The following is a 16086-nucleotide window of genomic DNA, read 5'->3' on the forward strand; positions in this document are numbered from 1 at the left end:
CCTGAACGGGTACCTCCATTCGAAGGGAGGTGATGGCGCATGCCCGAATGGGCGCGTCTGCTGATCACCATTGGCATCTCGGCACTGCTGGCCCTGATCGCCGTCGAGGTCGTCCACCGCGCGGTCCGCCGACTCACCCACTCCGGCCGCATGTACCGCCCAGGACAACTCTTCGGCGTGCTCCTGGCCGTCCAGATCTCACTGAGCCTGTCCCGGACACCGGGCGACTGGCGCGGCCCCGCACTGCACGCGACAGGCGTCGCCCTGATCGCGGCCGGCGCGTGGCTGCTGGTCGCCTTCTTCAACACCCTCGCGGACGTGGCGCTCGCCCGCGTCCCGACGGACGTCACCGACAACCGGCACGCGCGGCGCGTCCACACGCAGATCGCGCTGGTGCGGCGCGTGGCGGCCGCGGTGCTCGGGGTGCTCGCCGTCGGCGCGATGCTGATGACGTTCCCGAGCGTCCGGGCGATCGGGACCACGGTGCTCGCCTCGGCCGGTGTGATCGGTGCGGTGGCGGCGTTGGCGGCGCAGTCGTTGCTGGGCAACGTGATCGCCGGTGTGCAGATCGCGTTCAGCGACGCGCTGCGGCTGGCGGACGTCGTCGTGGTGGAGAAGCAGTGGGGGCGGGTCGAGGAGATCACGCTCACCTACGTCGTCGTGCACCTGTGGGACGACCGGCGGCTGATCCTGCCCACCAGCTACTTCCTCAAGACGCCGTTCGAGAACTGGACGCGCACGCAGTCCGAGCTGCTCGGCACGGTCGACGTCGATGTCGACTGGACGGTGTCCGTCGAGGAGATGCGACACGAGCTGCGCGCCATGCTCGAGGGCAACGACCTGTGGGACGGCCGCGTCAGCGTGCTCCAGGTGACCGAGGCCGTGCACACGCTCGTCCGGGTGCGGGCGCTGGTCAGCGCACCTGACGCCGGCAAGCTGTGGGACCTGCGCTGCCTCGTCCGCGAGCACCTCGTCGACTGGGTGCGACGGCAGGGTGCGATGCCGCAGGTCCGCATGCGGAAGACCGAGACCGGCACCGGCCCTGCGGCCGCGGAGAGGTCCGACCACCACACCGACGCGCGCGTGTTCGGCGACAGCCCGGACGGCACCCAGCGCGACCAGGCCTTCTCAGGACCCAAGGGAACCTAGGGCAGCTTGGCCGCGAACAGCCAGGGCGTGAGCAGGTCGCGATGCCCGGCGAGCGCCAGGAAGTCCTCGGTGGTCGCGGTGCCGTGCCGGTGCCGCGACGTCCACTCGCGCAGCAGCGCGAAGAACGAGTCGTCGCCCAGCGCGCCGCGCAGCGCGTGCAGGGTCAGCGCGCCCCGCTTGTAGACGCGGTCGTCGAACCAGTCGCGCATCGCCGGGTCGCCGATCACGATGTCCTGCGGCAGCCGCGAGAGCATGTCGCGTGCGCGTGCGGCCATGACGGTGGCCGTGGGACCGCCCGACGCCTCCGACCACAACCACTCGGCGTAGCAGGCGAAACCCTCGTTGAGCCAGATGTGCTGCCAGTCCGCGATCCCGACGCTGTTGCCGAACCACTGGTGCGCCAGCTCGTGCGCGACGAGCCGCTCGAAGCCGCGGCGGCCGTCCACGTGGTTCGCGCCGAACGTCGACAGCGCCTGCGCCTCGACCGGTACCTCGAGGTCGTCGTCGGTGATCACCACCGAGTACTGGTCGAACGGGTACGGGCCGAACAGGTCCTCGAAGACCTCGATCATCCGCGGCTGGCGGGCGAAGTCGTGCGCCGCCAGGCGACGCAGCCGCTGCGGCGCGAACACGCGCGGCGCGACCTCGACGTACTGTCCGATCTGGACCGACGCCAGGTAGGTCGCCATCGGCTCCGTCGCCGAGTAGACCCACGTCGTCGTGCTGCCGCCGATCCGGCCGTCGGCCAGGACCCCGTTGCACACCACGGTGTACGGCGACGGCGCGACCACCGTGATGCGGTAGGTCGCCTTGTCCGACACGACGTCGTTGCACGGGAACCAGGACGGCGCGCCGAACGGTTGCGACGCGACGATCGAGCCGTCGGCGAGCTGGTCCCAGCCCAGCTCGCCCCAGTACATCGTGCGCACGGGGCGCGGGGTGCCGACGTAGTGCACCTCGACGGTGAACTCGCCGCGCACGGCGCCGCGGATGCGGAGCTTGCCGTTGCTGTGCGTGTAGCGAACGGGCTTCCTGTTCACCAGCACCTTGTTGATGCGGAACGGCCCGAGCGACAGCTCGAAGCCGGGCAGCGGCTTCGGCGCGACAGCCGTCAGCACCGCACGCCCTGCCAGGCGTGCGGCGTGCGGCTTGTAGTCCAGTTCGAGCTCGTAGTGCCGTACTGAGAACGTCATTGCCAAGCGGAGATCGGGTTTCCGAGCCATCTTGTCCCGGACGGTACCTCTTCGCCGCGCATGACGAGCGAAGCGGGTCCGACAGTCGTGTGGGCGCCGACGGACGCTCCGGGAAGGACGATGCCGTGCGGGCCCAGTGTGGCGCCCTCGGCCAGCGTGACCCGGTCCATCCGCAGGATGCGGTCGTGGAACAGGTGCGTCTGCACCACGCAACCGCGGTTCACGGTCGCGCCGTCGCCCAGTCGCACGAGGTCCGCCTCGGGCAGCCAGTACGACTCGCACCAGACACCGCGCCCGATGCGCGCGCCGAGCAGGCGCAGCCACGTGTTCATGATCGGCGTGCCGCCGGAGAACCCGACCAGCCACGGCACCGCGAGCGTCTCGACGAACGTGTCCGCCAGCTCGTTGCGCCACACGAACGCGCTCCACAGCGGGTACTCCCGCGTGCGGAACCGGCCGATCAGCGTCCACTTCGCGACGAGCGCCACCAGGCACGCCGCGACACCGGCCGCGAACAGCACCAGCCCGCTGGCGAGCAGCGCCCACACGCCGAACTCGCGCAGCGCGAACAGCACCAGCACGACGAGCGCCACGTTCAGCACCACCGGCGCGAACCGGCACAGCTCGACCAGCGCACGGGCGATCATCAGCCTGCGCGGCGGGTCGAACGTGCGGCTCTGGTCGCCGCCCTCCGCGGTGCGCGGCAGCTTCATGGGCGGCATGCCGAGGTACGAGTCACCGGCCTTGGTGCGCTTCGGCGTCGAGGACAGCACGCCGACCAGCCCGCCCTTCGGCACCGCGCGACCGGGAGCGGTCATGCCGGAGTTGCCGAGGAACGCGCGCTTGCCGACGCGAGCCGTCGCCAGGTGCATCCAGCCGCCGCCGAGCTCGTAGGAGGCGACCATCGTGTCGTCGGCGAGGAACGCGCCGTCGCCGACGCGGGTCATCTTCGGCAGCGCCACGACCGTCGACGCCTCGACGCGGCGGCCGACGCGCATGCCGAGCGCCCGCAGCCACACCGGCGTGAACAGGCTGGCGTACAGCGGGAACAGCGCGGTGCGCGCGGTGTTCATCAGCCGCTCGGTCGTCCACGCCTGCCACGCGATCCGGCCGTGCACGGGGTAGTAGCCCTCGCGCATGCCGATGCCGAGCAGCCGCACGGACACCAGCACGAGCAGCGCGTAGCAGCCGAACCAGATCACCGACGCCACCGGCACGTCCAGCAGCGCCGAGCGCAACGTCATCTGGCTGCCGGAGAGCACACCGCCCGAGAACGTGAGCGGGCCGCCCAGCACGTACAGCACCGCGGGCAGCGCCGCGAGCACGGGCAAAGCGCTCAGCGCGGCCGAGCTGACGCCGTACATGAAGCTCCAGAAGTGCGACCGCGCCGGACGGCGCCGCGGCCAGTCGCGCGCGGCCTTGCCGGACTTCGTCGCGGGCACACCGCCCCAGCGCTGGCCGGTCGGCACCGAGCGGGCGACACCGGAACCCGGCGCCACCTCGGCCCGCTTGCCGATCCGCGCACCGGGGAACAGCGTGCTGCGCGCACCGACCGTGGCACCCGCGCCGATGCGGATGCGGCCGACGCGCAGGACGTCGCCGTCCAGCCAGTGGCCGGACAGGTCTACCTCGGGCTCGACCGCCGCGTTGCGGCCGATCTTCAGCATGCCGGTGACCGGCGGCAGCGAGTGCAGGTCGACACCGGCACCGATCTTGGCGCCCAGCGCGCGGGCGTAGTGCGTGACCCACGAGCCGGACAGCTCGGTGGCACGGGACAGCTCGGCCAGCTTCTCGGCCGTCCACAGTCGCATGTGGACACTGCCGCCGCGCGGGTAGGCGCCGGGCTTCAAGCCGCCCAGCAACATCCGGGCGCCGATCGCGGAGATCGCGAGCCTGCCGGGCGGGCTGATGAACACGGCCCAGCCCGCGGCGACCCACCACCACGAGACGTGCGTCCAGCCGATGACGTTGCTCAGCGCGGCCAGCAGCGTCACCCAGCGCGCACCGGCGATGGTGAGCAGCGGGATCATCAGCAGCGTCTGCAGGACACCGGTCCACCGCGGCGTGGGCGCGACGACGCGCACCTCGGCCGCTTCGGCGTCGAACGACTCCAGCCGCTTCGCCATGGCCTGCAGCGTCGGGAACTGGTAGACGTCGGACACGGAGCCGCTCGGGTACTTGACCCGGATCAGCGACACGAGCTGCGCGGCGGAGAGGCTGCTGCCGCCGCACGCGAAGAAGTTCGCGGCCGGGCTCGCCGGACCGGTGCCCAGCACGGACACCCACTGCTCGGCGAGCCAGCCCTGGGTGCCCTCGAACTGCACGGCCGCGGTGTCCAGCGACTCGAGGGGCCACGGCAGCGCGGCCCGGTCGACCTTGCCGGAGGTGCGGGTGGGAAGCGTGTCGACGACCGCGAGCAGCGGCACGAGCGCGGCGGGCAGTTCGGTGCGCAGCTGCTCCACGGCGGCCGCCTGGTCGAAGTTCTCCGAGGCGACGACGTAGCCGACGAGCAGCTGGTTGCCGCCGCGCGTGGTGCGCACGGCCGCGGCCGCGCCGGCGACCTCGGGCAGCGCCTGCAGCGCCGCGTCGACCTCGCCGAGCTCGATGCGCCTGCCGCCGAGCTTGATCTGCTCGTCCGCGCGGCCGAGGAAGATCAGGCCCTCGGGCTCAGCGCGGACCATGTCACCGCTGCGGTACGCGCGGTCCCAGCCCATCGACGGCAGCGGCGCGTACTTCTCGGCGTCTTTCTGCTCGTCGAGGTAGCGCGCGAGGCCCACGCCGCCGATGACCAGCTCGCCGGACTCGCCCATCGGCACGACCTCGCCGGCCGCGTCGACGACGACGAGCTCCCAGCCGTCGAGCGGCAGCCCGATGCGCACCGGACCCTCGCCGGTCAGCTGCGCGGCGCACGCGACGACAGTTGCTTCCGTTGGGCCGTAGGTGTTCCAGACCTCGCGGCCTTCGACCGCGAGCCGCTCGGCCAGCTCGGGCGGGCACGCCTCGCCGCCGAAGATGAGCAGCCGCACGTCGTCCAGCGCCTCGACCGGCCACAGCGCGGCGAGCGTCGGGACGGTCGAGACGACCGTGATCTCCTGCTCGACGAGCCACGGCCCGAGGTCCATGCCGGTGCGCACGAGCGAGCGCGGAGCGGGGACGAGGCAGGCGCCGTAGCGCCACGCCAGCCACATCTCCTCGCACGACGCGTCGAACGCGACGGACAGGCCGGCGAGCACGCGGTCCTCGGGGCCGATCGGCTCCTCGGTGAGGAACAGGTTCGCCTCGGCGTCGACGAACGCGGCCGCCGAGCGGTGCGTGACCGCGACGCCCTTCGGCTTGCCCGTCGAGCCGGACGTGAAGATGATCCACGCGTCGTTGTCGAGGCCGGGTTCGCCCTCGACGCCGATCGGCGCGTCCTTGACGGTGATGGACCGGCCGGCGCCGAGCACGGCGCAGACGCCCGCCTCGCCGAACACGAGCTCGGCCCGCTCGTCCGGGTCCTCGGCGTCGACCGGGACGTACGCGGCGCCGACGGCGAGCGTCGCGAGGATGCTCACGTACAGGTCCACGGTGCCCGACGGCACGCGCACGCCGACCCGGTCGCCGACGCCGATGCCCTCGGCGGAGAGCTTGGCCTTCAGGTCGTTGATCTCGGTGAGGAGCGCGCGGTACGTCAGCGCGGTCGTGCCGTCGTCGACGGCGAGCGCGTTCGGGTGCTCCTCGGCACTCGCGCGCAGGATGTCCAGCAGCGTGCGCGCCTGGGTGGCCTCGCCTGCGGTGAACATCGAAAGGGCTACGGGCTCCATCACAACGGTCACAGCGCGGCTACTTCCACCTTCCGGGGTTGACCAGCAACTTTACCGCGCTGTGACCCGACTTTTCTTCGGTTGGTGCGCCGCCTCACACCGGTTTCACCTGTTTGGGCGGTCTTCTTGGCACGAATTCATCAGCGGGTTGTCCGCCAGCAGCTTGCGCGCCTTCTCCCGGCTGAGGTTCCAGTCGCGGAAGTCCTCGTCGTGGACGGGCATGAGCCGCGGGCTCCAGATCGCGCAGCTGCGCAACGGTTCGGGCAGTTCGTAGATCGCGGGGACGGCGTCACCGGACAGCTGCTGGAGGTAGTAGGTGTCGATCTTGCCGGTCTCCTTCCAGCGCGTGACGTTGTGCTCGGCCACGATCGCCTCGGGGTTGAGCACGGCCAGCGCCAGGAAGAACGCCGTTCCGGTGCCGACGACGGCCCGCGGCAGCCAGGCCGCCCTCAGCTGGACGCCTGCCGCGATCACCAGCAGGTACACCAGCCCGAGCCACAGCTCGCACGCGCCGACCAGCAGCCGCAGCACGGTGAACCCGTACGCCTCCTGGTAGAACCACATCCGGCTGAGCGCGGACGTGACGATCACCAGCGTCAGCACGGCGAGCGCGCCGAGCAACCCGCGCAGCCACATCTGGTCGCGCACCGTCTCCTTGGCCGACCAGCGCGCGACGACCCCGATGACCGCCAGCGTCAGCACGGTGACCCACAGCAGCTGCCAGAACCCGGACCGCGCGTACTCGGCGAACGTCACGCCCGCGGTGCGCTGCACGTAGTCGTTGCCGCCGAACAGAACCGCGACCTGCGTCGCGAGGAACCCGGTGAACAGCACCACGAGCACGCCGACCGGCAGCGCGTAGTCCTTGGGCCGCAACGTCCCCGGCTTGCGCGCACCCTCGTCCTTGATCTGCGCGGGTGACGTGACGAGGTAGCAGGCTCCGAACGCGCCGAACCCGGCCACGACGAACATGAAGATCCACCAGGACGCCTTGTCCGGGTCGATCGACGGGGTCAGCCGGTTCATGAACTCGTTGAACGTCGCGTCCGCGCTGGCGAGCAGCGACCCGAACACCATGAGCAGCAACAGGCTCACGCCGACCGAGATCACCGACCGCACGTTGCGCGGCCGCGCGTTCGCCAGCCCTCGCGCCACCCACGGCACCGACCTCAGCGCCGCCAACGGGATCGCGATCGCGCTGAACGCGACGCTCAGCACCGAGCGGCCGTTCACCAGCGCCATCGCGCCGCAGAGCACCGAAGCCATCACGCACAACGGGAACAGCCAGTCGGCGTCCCTGATCGCGCCGATGCCCAGCAGTGCGATCGCCGCGGCCAGCCAGACCGCCTGCGCCGCGGTCGGGCGCTTGACGTAGTAGACGAACGCGCCGAGTCCGACCAGGCCGGCCAGCAACCAGCCGATGCCGATCGTCTGCGGTGTCAGCGCCGCCGCGCCGAGACCGGTCGCCACACCCACCCAGATGACCTTCGCCGGTGCCGGGCTCTGGGGCGGGCGCCACCACGGGAAGACCGGGGCAGGGGGTTGCTGGAGGATCATCGGGCCGCCGGTCGGGTAGGGCGGCGGGGTGAACATCTTCACCGCGGGACCGGACTGGGCCTTGGTGGTGCGGGGAGCGTTGATGACCGGATCGCTTTCTGGCTCGTCGGTGTCGGATGCCTCGGGTTCGTCGTCGAATTCGTGTTCGGACCGCGGGTCTTCGTCGTCCGCCTCAGGCTCGGCGTCGTCGTCGGTTTCCTGCCGGGGCAACGGTTCCTCGCCAGGTGAGGCGTCGCTGGCCGCGCCGCTCCACTCGGCATCGGGCTCGTCAGGCCCCTGCGTGGCGCGGTCGTCGTGATCGGACGTGGGCATGGTTGTTCGTCTCCAGGGCATGCGTCATCGCCGCACCACCGAGTGTGCGCGCGTCAGGGCTGAATGAAGGTCAGTAGCGGGGAAGTGCGACCCGGATGCGGGATCCGGGGTCGACGACGGCGATGGTGCCGCCGTGCAGGTCCACCACCCAGCGGGCGATGGCGAGTCCGAGTCCGGTGCCGCCGCCTCCGGCGCGCTCGCCTCGGGTGAAGCGTTCGAAGATGCGGCCGCGGTCGGCCACGGCGATGCCGGGGCCCTCGTCGCGAACCTCGATGAGGATCGAGTCGGTGGTGGCGGACGCGATGACGTCGATCCTGCCCGCGCGCGGGCCGTGGCGGGCGGCGTTGTCGAGCAGGTTGACGACGACCTGGTACAGGCGTTCGGCGTCGGCCATGACGGTCAGGTCCGGTGGGGTGACCGAGATCGAGAACTGGGCCTGCGGTGCGGCGACGCGGGCTTCGGCGACGACGTCGGCGAGCAGCGTGTCGACGAACAGCTCCTCGCGGTTGAGGCTGAGCGCACCCGCGTCGATGCGCGAGAGGTCGAGCAGCTCGGTCACCAGCTTGCCGAGACGTTCGGTCTGGGCGAGCGCGGTGCGCATGGTGTCGGAGTCGGCCTCGGCCACGCCGTCCACGACGTTCTCCAGCACCGCTTGCAGAGCCGAGATCGGGGTGCGCAGTTCGTGCGACACGTTGGCGATCAGCTCGCGGCGCTGCTGGTCCGCGGTGGCCAGGTCGTTGGCCATCAGGTTGAACGCGTCGGCCAGCTCGCCGACCTCGTCGCGCGAGGTGGCGCGGATGCGGCGGGTGTAGTCGCCCTGAGCCATGGCGCGGGCGGCGCTCGTCATCTCGCGCAGCGGGCTGGTCATGCCGTGCGCGAGCAGCTGCGAGGTGACCAGGCCGAGCACGAGCGCGGCGACCGTGGTCTGCGCGGGCAACCAGCCGATCTTGTAGCGGAAGAACGCCATGCAGACCGCGCCGGACGCGACGAGCACGATGCCCAGCTTCAGCTTGATCGACCGGATCGGGTCGAGCGGCCGCGGCAGGTGCTCCATCAGCCTCACCGCGGCACCTCCAGCGCGTACCCCACGCCGTGCACCGTGCGGATCAGGTCCGCGCCCAGCTTGCGGCGCAACGCTTTGACGTGGCTGTCGACGGTCCGCGACGACGCGCCCGCGTGCCAGCCGCACACCTCGTTGAGCAGCCGTTCCCGCGCCTGCACGGCACGCGGCCGTTCGGCGAGGAACACCAGCAGCTCGTACTCGGTGGGCGTCAGGTGCGCCTCGGCGGGCCCCCGGTGCACGCGCCGCTCGGTCAGGTCGATCCGCAGGTCGCCGAGCACGATGCGGCTGGCGGCCGACACCCGCTCGACGCGCCGCAGCAGCACGTGCACCCGCGCGGCCAGCTCGCGGATCGAGAACGGCTTGGTCAGGTAGTCGTCGGCCCCCACCGCGAGCCCGACCAGCAGGTCCGTCTCGTCGCCGCGCGCGGTCAGCATCAGCACCGGCACCGGCCGCTGCGCCTGGATCCGGCGGCACACCTCGAGCCCGTCGAAACCGGGCAGCATCACGTCGAGCACGACGAGGTCCGGCTCGATCTCGAGCGCCTTCGCCACGGCGGCCGGGCCGTCGTGCGCGAGGTCGACCACGAAGCCCTCGGCACGCAGCCGCGCCGCCACCGACTCCGCGATCGTCAGCTCGTCCTCGACGACCAGAACGCGTCGCTGTCCCCCTGTCATGGCTCGGACTCTATGTGGAGGTCATGGAGAGCGCAGGTGCATGTTGTGAAGGTCCTGTGCAGACCGCGCAGGAGCTAGGTTGATCGCATGAACGCCGCCGTCCTCGAAGCGGTCCTCGAACGGATCACCTACGCGAACGAGGACAACGGCTACACCGTCGCCAAGGTCGACACGGGGCGAGGTGACCTGGTCACCGTGGTCGGCGCGCTGCTCGGGGCGCAGCCGGGCGAGTCGATCAGGATGCGCGGCCGGTGGGGCAGCCACCCGCAGTACGGCAAGCAGTTCCACGTGGACGACTACACGACCGTGCTGCCCGCGACGGTCCAGGGCATCCGCCGCTACCTCGGTTCCGGCCTGATCAAGGGCATCGGCCCGGTGCTCGCGGACCGCATCGTCGAGCACTTCGGCGTGGACGCGCTCCGGATCATCGAGGACGAGCCGAAGCGCCTCATCGAGGTCCCGAAGCTGGGCCCCAAGCGCACCAAGCTGATCGCGGACGCCTGGGAGGAGCAGAAGGCCATCAAGGAGGTCATGCTCTTCCTCCAGGGCGTCGGCGTGTCCACGAGCCTCGCGGTGCGCGTTTACAAGCAGTACGGCGACAAGGCCATCGACGTGGTGCGCGACGAGCCGTACCGGCTGGCGTCCGACGTGTGGGGCATCGGGTTCCGCACCGCCGACCTGATCGCGAAGGCCGTCGGCATCCCGCACGACAGCCCGCAGCGGGTCAAGGCGGGCCTGCAGTTCACGCTGTCCGAGGCCACGAGCAACGGCAACTGCTTCCTGCCCGAGCAGGAGCTGATCTCCGACGCCATCAAGATCCTGCAGGTCGACACCGGACTGATCATCGAGTGCCTCGCCGAGCTGGTCGCCGAGGAGGGCGTCGTCCGCGAGCAGCTGCCGGACGAGCTGACGGCCATCTACCTCGTTCCCTTCCACCGCGCGGAGATCTCGCTCGCGAACCAGCTCACCACCCTCCTCCGCACGAGCGGCGACCGCATGCCCGCGTTCCGGGGAGTCGACTGGGACAAGGCCTTGCAGTGGCTCGGCACCGAACTGGAGGCGCACCAGGCCGAGGCGGTCAAGCTCGCGCTCACCGAGAAGGTCGCCGTCCTCACCGGCGGACCGGGCTGCGGCAAGAGCTTCACGGTCCGCAGCATCGTCCGGCTGGCCGTGGCCAAGAACGCGAAGGTGGTGCTCGCGGCGCCGACCGGACGTGCGGCGAAGCGCCTCACCGAGCTGACCGGCCACGAGGCGAGGACCGTGCACCGCCTGCTGGAGCTCAAGCCCGGCGGCGACGCGGCGTACGACCGGGACAACCCGATCGACGCGGACCTGGTCGTCGTCGACGAGGCGTCGATGCTGGACCTGTTGCTGGCCAACAAGCTCGTGAAGGCCGTCGCACCCGGCGCGCACCTGCTGCTCGTCGGCGACGTCGACCAGCTGCCGTCCGTCGGTGCAGGCGAGGTGCTGAGGGACGTGCTCGCACCCGGCAGCCCGATCCCGCACGTCCGGCTGACGCACGTCTTCCGGCAGGCGCAGGAGTCCGGTGTCGTGATGAACGCCCACCGCATCAACTCCGGCGACTACCCGCAGATCCAGGGCCTCCCGGACTTCTTCCTGTTCGCCGTGGACGAGGCTGAGCAGGCGGCCGAGACGACCGTGGACGTGGTGGCGAACCGGATCCCGCGGAAGTTCGGGCTCGACCCGCGCAGGGACATCCAGGTGCTGGCGCCGATGCACCGTGGCCCGGCGGGCGCGGGTGCGCTGAACGCGGTGCTGCAGGAGGCGTTGACACCCGCGCGGGAGAACCTGCCGGAGAAGCGGTTCGGCGGGCGGGTCTTCCGGATCGGGGACAAGGTCACCCAGATCCGCAACAACTACGACAAAGGCGCGAACGGCGTCTTCAACGGCACGCTCGGCGTCGTCACCGCGCTCGACCCGGTGGAGCAGAAGCTCGTCGTCCGCACCGATGAGGACGAGGAGGTCGACTACGACTTCAGCGAGCTGGACGAGCTGTCGCACGCGTACGCGGTCACCATCCACCGCTCACAGGGCAGCGAGTACCCCTGCGTGGTCATCCCGATGACCACCAGCGCGTGGATGATGTTGCAGCGCAACCTGCTCTACACCGCGGTCACCCGCGCGAAGAAGCTGGTCGTGCTGGTGGGGTCGAAGCGAGCCATCGGCCAGGCGGTGCGCACCGTCGGAGCTGGACGGCGCCACACCGCGCTGGCACACCGGCTCACTCCTCGAGGAACTCGATCATGATCGACGCCCACAGCGACGCCATCTCCAGGGCGGTCGCGTGACCGCACGGGATGTCGACGAACTTGGCACCCGGAACCAGGTCGGCGACCTCGCGGGGCAGCGTGGTCGACAGCAGCTGGTCCTTCGTCGGGCCGATCACCAGCGTGGGCACGGTGATCTGCGGCAGGTCCTCCGTCACGTCGACGCGCTGGAGCAGGTCGATGTGCTCGGGCGCGCCCCTCGGCACGCTCATGCCGATCAGCTCGGCGAACCCGGCGACCTGGCCGGGTGACAGCCTGCCCAGGTACTCGGGGCTCACCATCAGCTTCAGCACGTAGTGCGCCAGCTCCTGCGGGGACACGGCCAGCAGCTCGATCCACCGGTCGGTCCTCGCGCGGCTGTCCGCGTCCAGCTTCGCGAACGGCGCGGTCAGCACGAGCGCGGTCACCCGGTCCGCGTGCCGCACCGCCGTCCGGATCGCGACCGCGGTGCCCATCGAGAACGCGGAGATCGCGAACGTCTCGTACCCCGCCTCGACGGCGGTCGTCACGAGCCGGTCGGACAGGTCGTCCAGCTGGAGCGGCTTGTCCGAACACGGCGTCGCGCCGGACCCTGGCAGGTCCGGCGCGATCACCGTGAACTTCTTGGTCAACGGCGCCAGCACCGGGCCGTAGTTCGCCTGGATGCTGCCGCCTGCTCCGTGGACGAGCAACAATGGTGGCCCACCCTTGCCTCTGACCACGCTCGAGAGGCCGGACGTGCTCAGTTCGGCTCGGGACATGGGAATCCTCTCAATCCATGCTGCGCACGATTGTCGGCTCGAGGCCCTCGTCGTCGTCGGCCAGCCAGCCCCGCCAGGGGGAGTAGAACCGGTCAGGGATCGCGTAGTAGGAAATCTCGCCCGCTTGGTGATCTAGGTAGAGATGGTCCATGGACACGCTCCAGATGAATATCCTCGTAGCCCCCGGCGTTTGGCCACTAGCTGTGATTGGGAATAGATTAACGGCGGAACACTAATCATTCTCCTATTGTCTCGTTGTCATGCCGAGACACCAGGTCCCATCACGCGTCGTCCACCAGGACGCAACTGTTCCGCCGTCCGTAGGTGGTGCATTCGTCCGACGTCGTACATCCTCATGATCACCCTGCGAAGGAGGATCATGTCAACAATGAGACGAAAGCCCCTCGCCTTGCTGGTGGCGGGCGTGACGAGTGCCGCTTTCCTGTTGGCGCCGTCGACCGGAGCCGCTGGGCCGAACCCTGCAACGGCCACGCAGCAACCGGGACCCACGTACGTCTACCGGGTGAACGCCCCGCTCGGTGACCGCGCACAGGACCTGCTCGCCCGCGGGTTCGACGTGCTGGAGCAGCGCGACGGGAACGACCTGTTCGTGCTCGGCGGCCAGGATGCTGGTCAGAAGCTGAAAGAAGCCGGGTTCACCGCGCTCGTGGAGTCAGTGATGGAACCGCCGCAATGGCAGCCTCCGTCAACGGACATGCGCGCCGCAGCTGATGTGAACGAGACTTACTACGGTGGTTATCACACCATCAACGCGCATGCCGCTCATCTCGACCAGGTGGCGTCGCAACGCCCGGATCTCGCGACCGTCGTCGACTACGGCGACTCGTGGAAGAAGACCCAGGGCGCGGGCGGTCACGACCTGCGCGCCATCTGCATCACCAAGAAGAACGCGGGTGACTGCGAGCGCCGCACGGACGCGCCCAAGCCCCGGTTCTTCGTGATGGGCCAGCTGCACGCCCGCGAGATCACCACCGGCGACATGGCGTGGCGCTGGATCGACCACCTCGTCGCCGGTTACGGCACGGACAGCCAGGTCACCTCGCTGCTCGACACGACCGAGGTGTGGGTCGTGCCGATCGCGAACCCGGACGGCGTCGACATCGTGCAGTCCGGCGGCAGCTCGCCGAAGCTGCAGCGCAAGAACGCCAACAACACCAACGGCAACTGCACGTCGAGCGGTCAGATCGGCATCGACCTGAACCGCAACACGAGCTCGCACTTCGGCGGCACCGGCACGTCGACGAACCCGTGCAACGAGACCTACAAGGGTCCGTCGGCGGACTCCGAGGCCGAGACGAAGGCGCTGCAGTCGCTGTGGCGCTCGCTCTACCCGGACAAGCGCGCCACCGGTGACACCGCGCCCGCGGCGAACGACACGCGCGGCGTCGTCGTCAGCATGCACAGCTACTCGAACCTCGTGCTGTTCCCGTGGGGCTGGAGCACGCAGGACTCGGGCAACGACGCGCCGCTGCGCACGATGGCCAAGGACATGGCGCAGCTCGCGGGCGGCTGGCAGTACGGCCAGCCGGGCGAGGTGCTCTACAACGCGGCGGGCGCGACGGACGACTGGGTGTACGACGACCTGGGCGTGGCGAGCTTCGTGTGGGAGATCGGCGCGCAGAGCGGCAGCTGCAGCGGCTTCCTGCCCGCGTACTCGTGCCAGACGAGCACGCACTGGCCGAAGGTGAAGTCGATGCTGCAGTACGCGGCGGGCAAGGCGGCCAACCCCTACGGCGGTGGTGGCGGCAACCCCGTTCCGTCCTGCGCGACGAAGTCCAACGACACCGACCTCGCGATCCCCGACGCGGGTGCCGCGGTCGACAGCACGATCACCATCGCCGGGTGCGACGGCAACGCGTTGTCCGCCACGAAGGTCGACGTGCACGTCCAGCACACCTACCGGGGTGATCTGCGGATCGAGCTGGTCGCACCGGACGGCAGCGTGTACCGGCTGAAGACCGAGAGCAGCGACTCGACGCCGAACCTGGACACCACCTACACGGTCGACGTCTCCGGCGAGGCGCGCAACGGCGACTGGAAGCTCCGCGTCCAGGACCGCTACCGCGCCGACACCGGAACTCTCACCGGATGGACGCTCACCGTCTGAGTCCCCTAGGGGACCGACGAGCCGAAAGGTGGTCGTGCTTTCAGCATCGCACCGGCAAGGTGTGGTGCATGGGGATTCGACTACTGGCAACAGTGACGGTCATCGGCCTGCTGGGCTTCACCGGGGGAACCGCGTTCGCCGACACCACGACGGCGACCGCGGGCATCGACCGGAAGGAAGTCCAGCAGGCCCTGGACAAGCTCACCAGCGGCGGAGGAGCGCTGGGAGCGCAGGCACGGATCACCGACCGGCGCGACCGGTTGACGGCGCGCGCGGGCGTCGCCGAGCTGGACACGACCAAGCAGGTGCCGCTCGACGGGCGGTTCCGGGTCGGCAGCATCACGAAGACCTTCGTCAGCACCGTGGTGCTCCAGCTGGTGGCCGAGGGCAAGGTCGAGCTCGACGCGCCCGTCGACCGCTACCTGCCCGGACTCATCGACAAGAGCATCACCGTCCGGCAGGTGCTCCAGCACACCAGCGGCCTGTTCAACTACACCGACGGGATCCCGCTGAACCCGGAGGAGTTCGAGAAGATCCGCTACAAGCACTGGGAGCCCGCGGAGCTCGTCGCCATCGCGACCAGCAAGCCGCTCGACTTCCCGCCCGGCACGAAGTGGAACTACTCCAACACCAACTACATCGTGGCCGGACTGCTCGTCGAGAAGATCACCGGCAGGCCGTACGAGAAGGCCGTCGAGAGGCGCATCCTCGAACCGCTGCGGCTCCACGACACCTCGGTCCCCGGTGACCGCGCCGCCGTTCCCGGCCCGCACGCGCACGGCTACTACGCCGTCGCGGGCAAGCCGGTCGACGTCACGAAGCTCAACCCGTCGGTCGCCTGGGCGGCCGGCGAGATGATCTCCACGACGAAGGACCTCGACACGTTCGTCTCGTCGCTCGCCTCGGGGAAGCTGCTGAAGAAGGCCCAGCTCGACGAGATGACGAAGACGACGACCGTCAGCCCGGACTACGGCCTCGGGCTCGGCGTCCAGACCATGCCGTGCGGCACAAAGGTCTGGGGCCATGGCGGCGGCATCCCCGGCTACCAGACGCAGATGGCGACCACGCCGGACACGTCCAAGCGCCTCCAGGTGTCGCTCACGCAGTCACCCGCGCCGGGCAACGGTGACGGCTACGAGCAGCTGCTGAACGCCGCCTTCTGCTAACCGATTGTCTCTA

Annotated in this window: 11 protein-coding genes; 4 read left to right on the forward strand and 7 right to left on the reverse strand. The window is 70.1% G+C overall.

Annotated elements, in window-relative coordinates:
- The first annotated feature begins 39 nt into the window (after positions 1 to 39).
- Positions 40 to 1149 carry a mechanosensitive ion channel family protein gene (locus FKR81_RS04970; protein ID WP_146349733.1) on the forward strand — a complete coding sequence of 370 codons (1110 nt, stop codon included), beginning with the start codon at positions 40 to 42 and terminating at the stop codon, positions 1147 to 1149.
- On the opposite strand, the gene FKR81_RS04975 is transcribed toward FKR81_RS04970, so the two are convergent.
- The 5 genes from FKR81_RS04975 to FKR81_RS04995 form a co-directional block, all read right to left on the reverse strand.
- Entirely contained in the window at positions 1146 to 2342 is a 1197-nt protein-coding gene (locus FKR81_RS04975) for a M1 family metallopeptidase (protein WP_235921304.1), read from the reverse strand. The genes FKR81_RS04970 and FKR81_RS04975 overlap by 4 nt on opposite strands.
- Positions 2339 to 6145 (reverse strand): Pls/PosA family non-ribosomal peptide synthetase, encoded by a 3807-nt coding sequence (locus tag FKR81_RS04980; protein WP_146349980.1) that lies wholly within the window; start codon positions 6143 to 6145, stop codon positions 2339 to 2341. The genes FKR81_RS04975 and FKR81_RS04980 overlap by 4 nt, the downstream gene beginning before the upstream one ends.
- A 105-nt stretch (positions 6146 to 6250) precedes the next feature.
- Entirely contained in the window at positions 6251 to 8014 is a 1764-nt protein-coding gene (locus tag FKR81_RS04985; protein ID WP_235921306.1) for a DUF4153 domain-containing protein, read from the reverse strand.
- 70 nt (positions 8015 to 8084) lie between these two features.
- Positions 8085 to 9068 (reverse strand): HAMP domain-containing sensor histidine kinase, encoded by a 984-nt coding sequence (locus FKR81_RS04990; protein ID WP_146349982.1) that lies wholly within the window; start codon positions 9066 to 9068, stop codon positions 8085 to 8087.
- 5 nt (positions 9069 to 9073) lie between these two features.
- Positions 9074 to 9751: a response regulator transcription factor gene (locus FKR81_RS04995; RefSeq protein ID WP_146349735.1), complete on the reverse strand. Its 678-nt coding sequence runs from the start codon at positions 9749 to 9751 to the stop codon at positions 9074 to 9076.
- Between the two features lie 87 nt (positions 9752 to 9838).
- On the opposite strand from FKR81_RS04995, the gene recD2 reads away from it, so the two are divergent.
- Positions 9839 to 12019: an SF1B family DNA helicase RecD2 gene (recD2, locus tag FKR81_RS05000; protein ID WP_146349736.1), complete on the forward strand. Its 2181-nt coding sequence runs from the start codon at positions 9839 to 9841 to the stop codon at positions 12017 to 12019.
- On the opposite strand, the gene FKR81_RS05005 is transcribed toward recD2, so the two are convergent.
- Positions 11994 to 12779, reverse strand: a complete 786-nt coding sequence (locus tag FKR81_RS05005; RefSeq protein ID WP_146349737.1) for an alpha/beta fold hydrolase — start codon at positions 12777 to 12779, stop codon at positions 11994 to 11996. The genes recD2 and FKR81_RS05005 overlap by 26 nt on opposite strands.
- Before the next feature lie 10 nt (positions 12780 to 12789).
- The gene (locus FKR81_RS43320) at positions 12790 to 12930 is read right to left on the reverse strand and encodes a hypothetical protein (RefSeq protein ID WP_186762779.1); all 141 of its coding nucleotides are present in this window, start codon (positions 12928 to 12930) and stop codon (positions 12790 to 12792) included.
- A 237-nt stretch (positions 12931 to 13167) separates the two neighbouring features.
- Between FKR81_RS43320 and FKR81_RS05010 the strand changes: the two genes are divergently transcribed.
- Both FKR81_RS05010 and FKR81_RS05015 read left to right on the forward strand, forming a co-directional pair.
- On the forward strand, positions 13168 to 14907 hold the full coding sequence (locus FKR81_RS05010) for a M14 family zinc carboxypeptidase (RefSeq protein ID WP_146349738.1): 1740 nt from the start codon (positions 13168 to 13170) through the stop codon (positions 14905 to 14907).
- A gap of 68 nt (positions 14908 to 14975) precedes the next feature.
- Positions 14976 to 16073 (forward strand): serine hydrolase domain-containing protein, encoded by a 1098-nt coding sequence (locus FKR81_RS05015; RefSeq protein WP_146349739.1) that lies wholly within the window; start codon positions 14976 to 14978, stop codon positions 16071 to 16073.
- Positions 16074 to 16086: the final 13 nt, after the last annotated feature.

The sequence above is a fragment of the Lentzea tibetensis genome (assembly GCF_007845675.1).
GTDB classification, from domain to species: Bacteria; Actinomycetota; Actinomycetes; order Mycobacteriales; family Pseudonocardiaceae; genus Lentzea; species Lentzea tibetensis.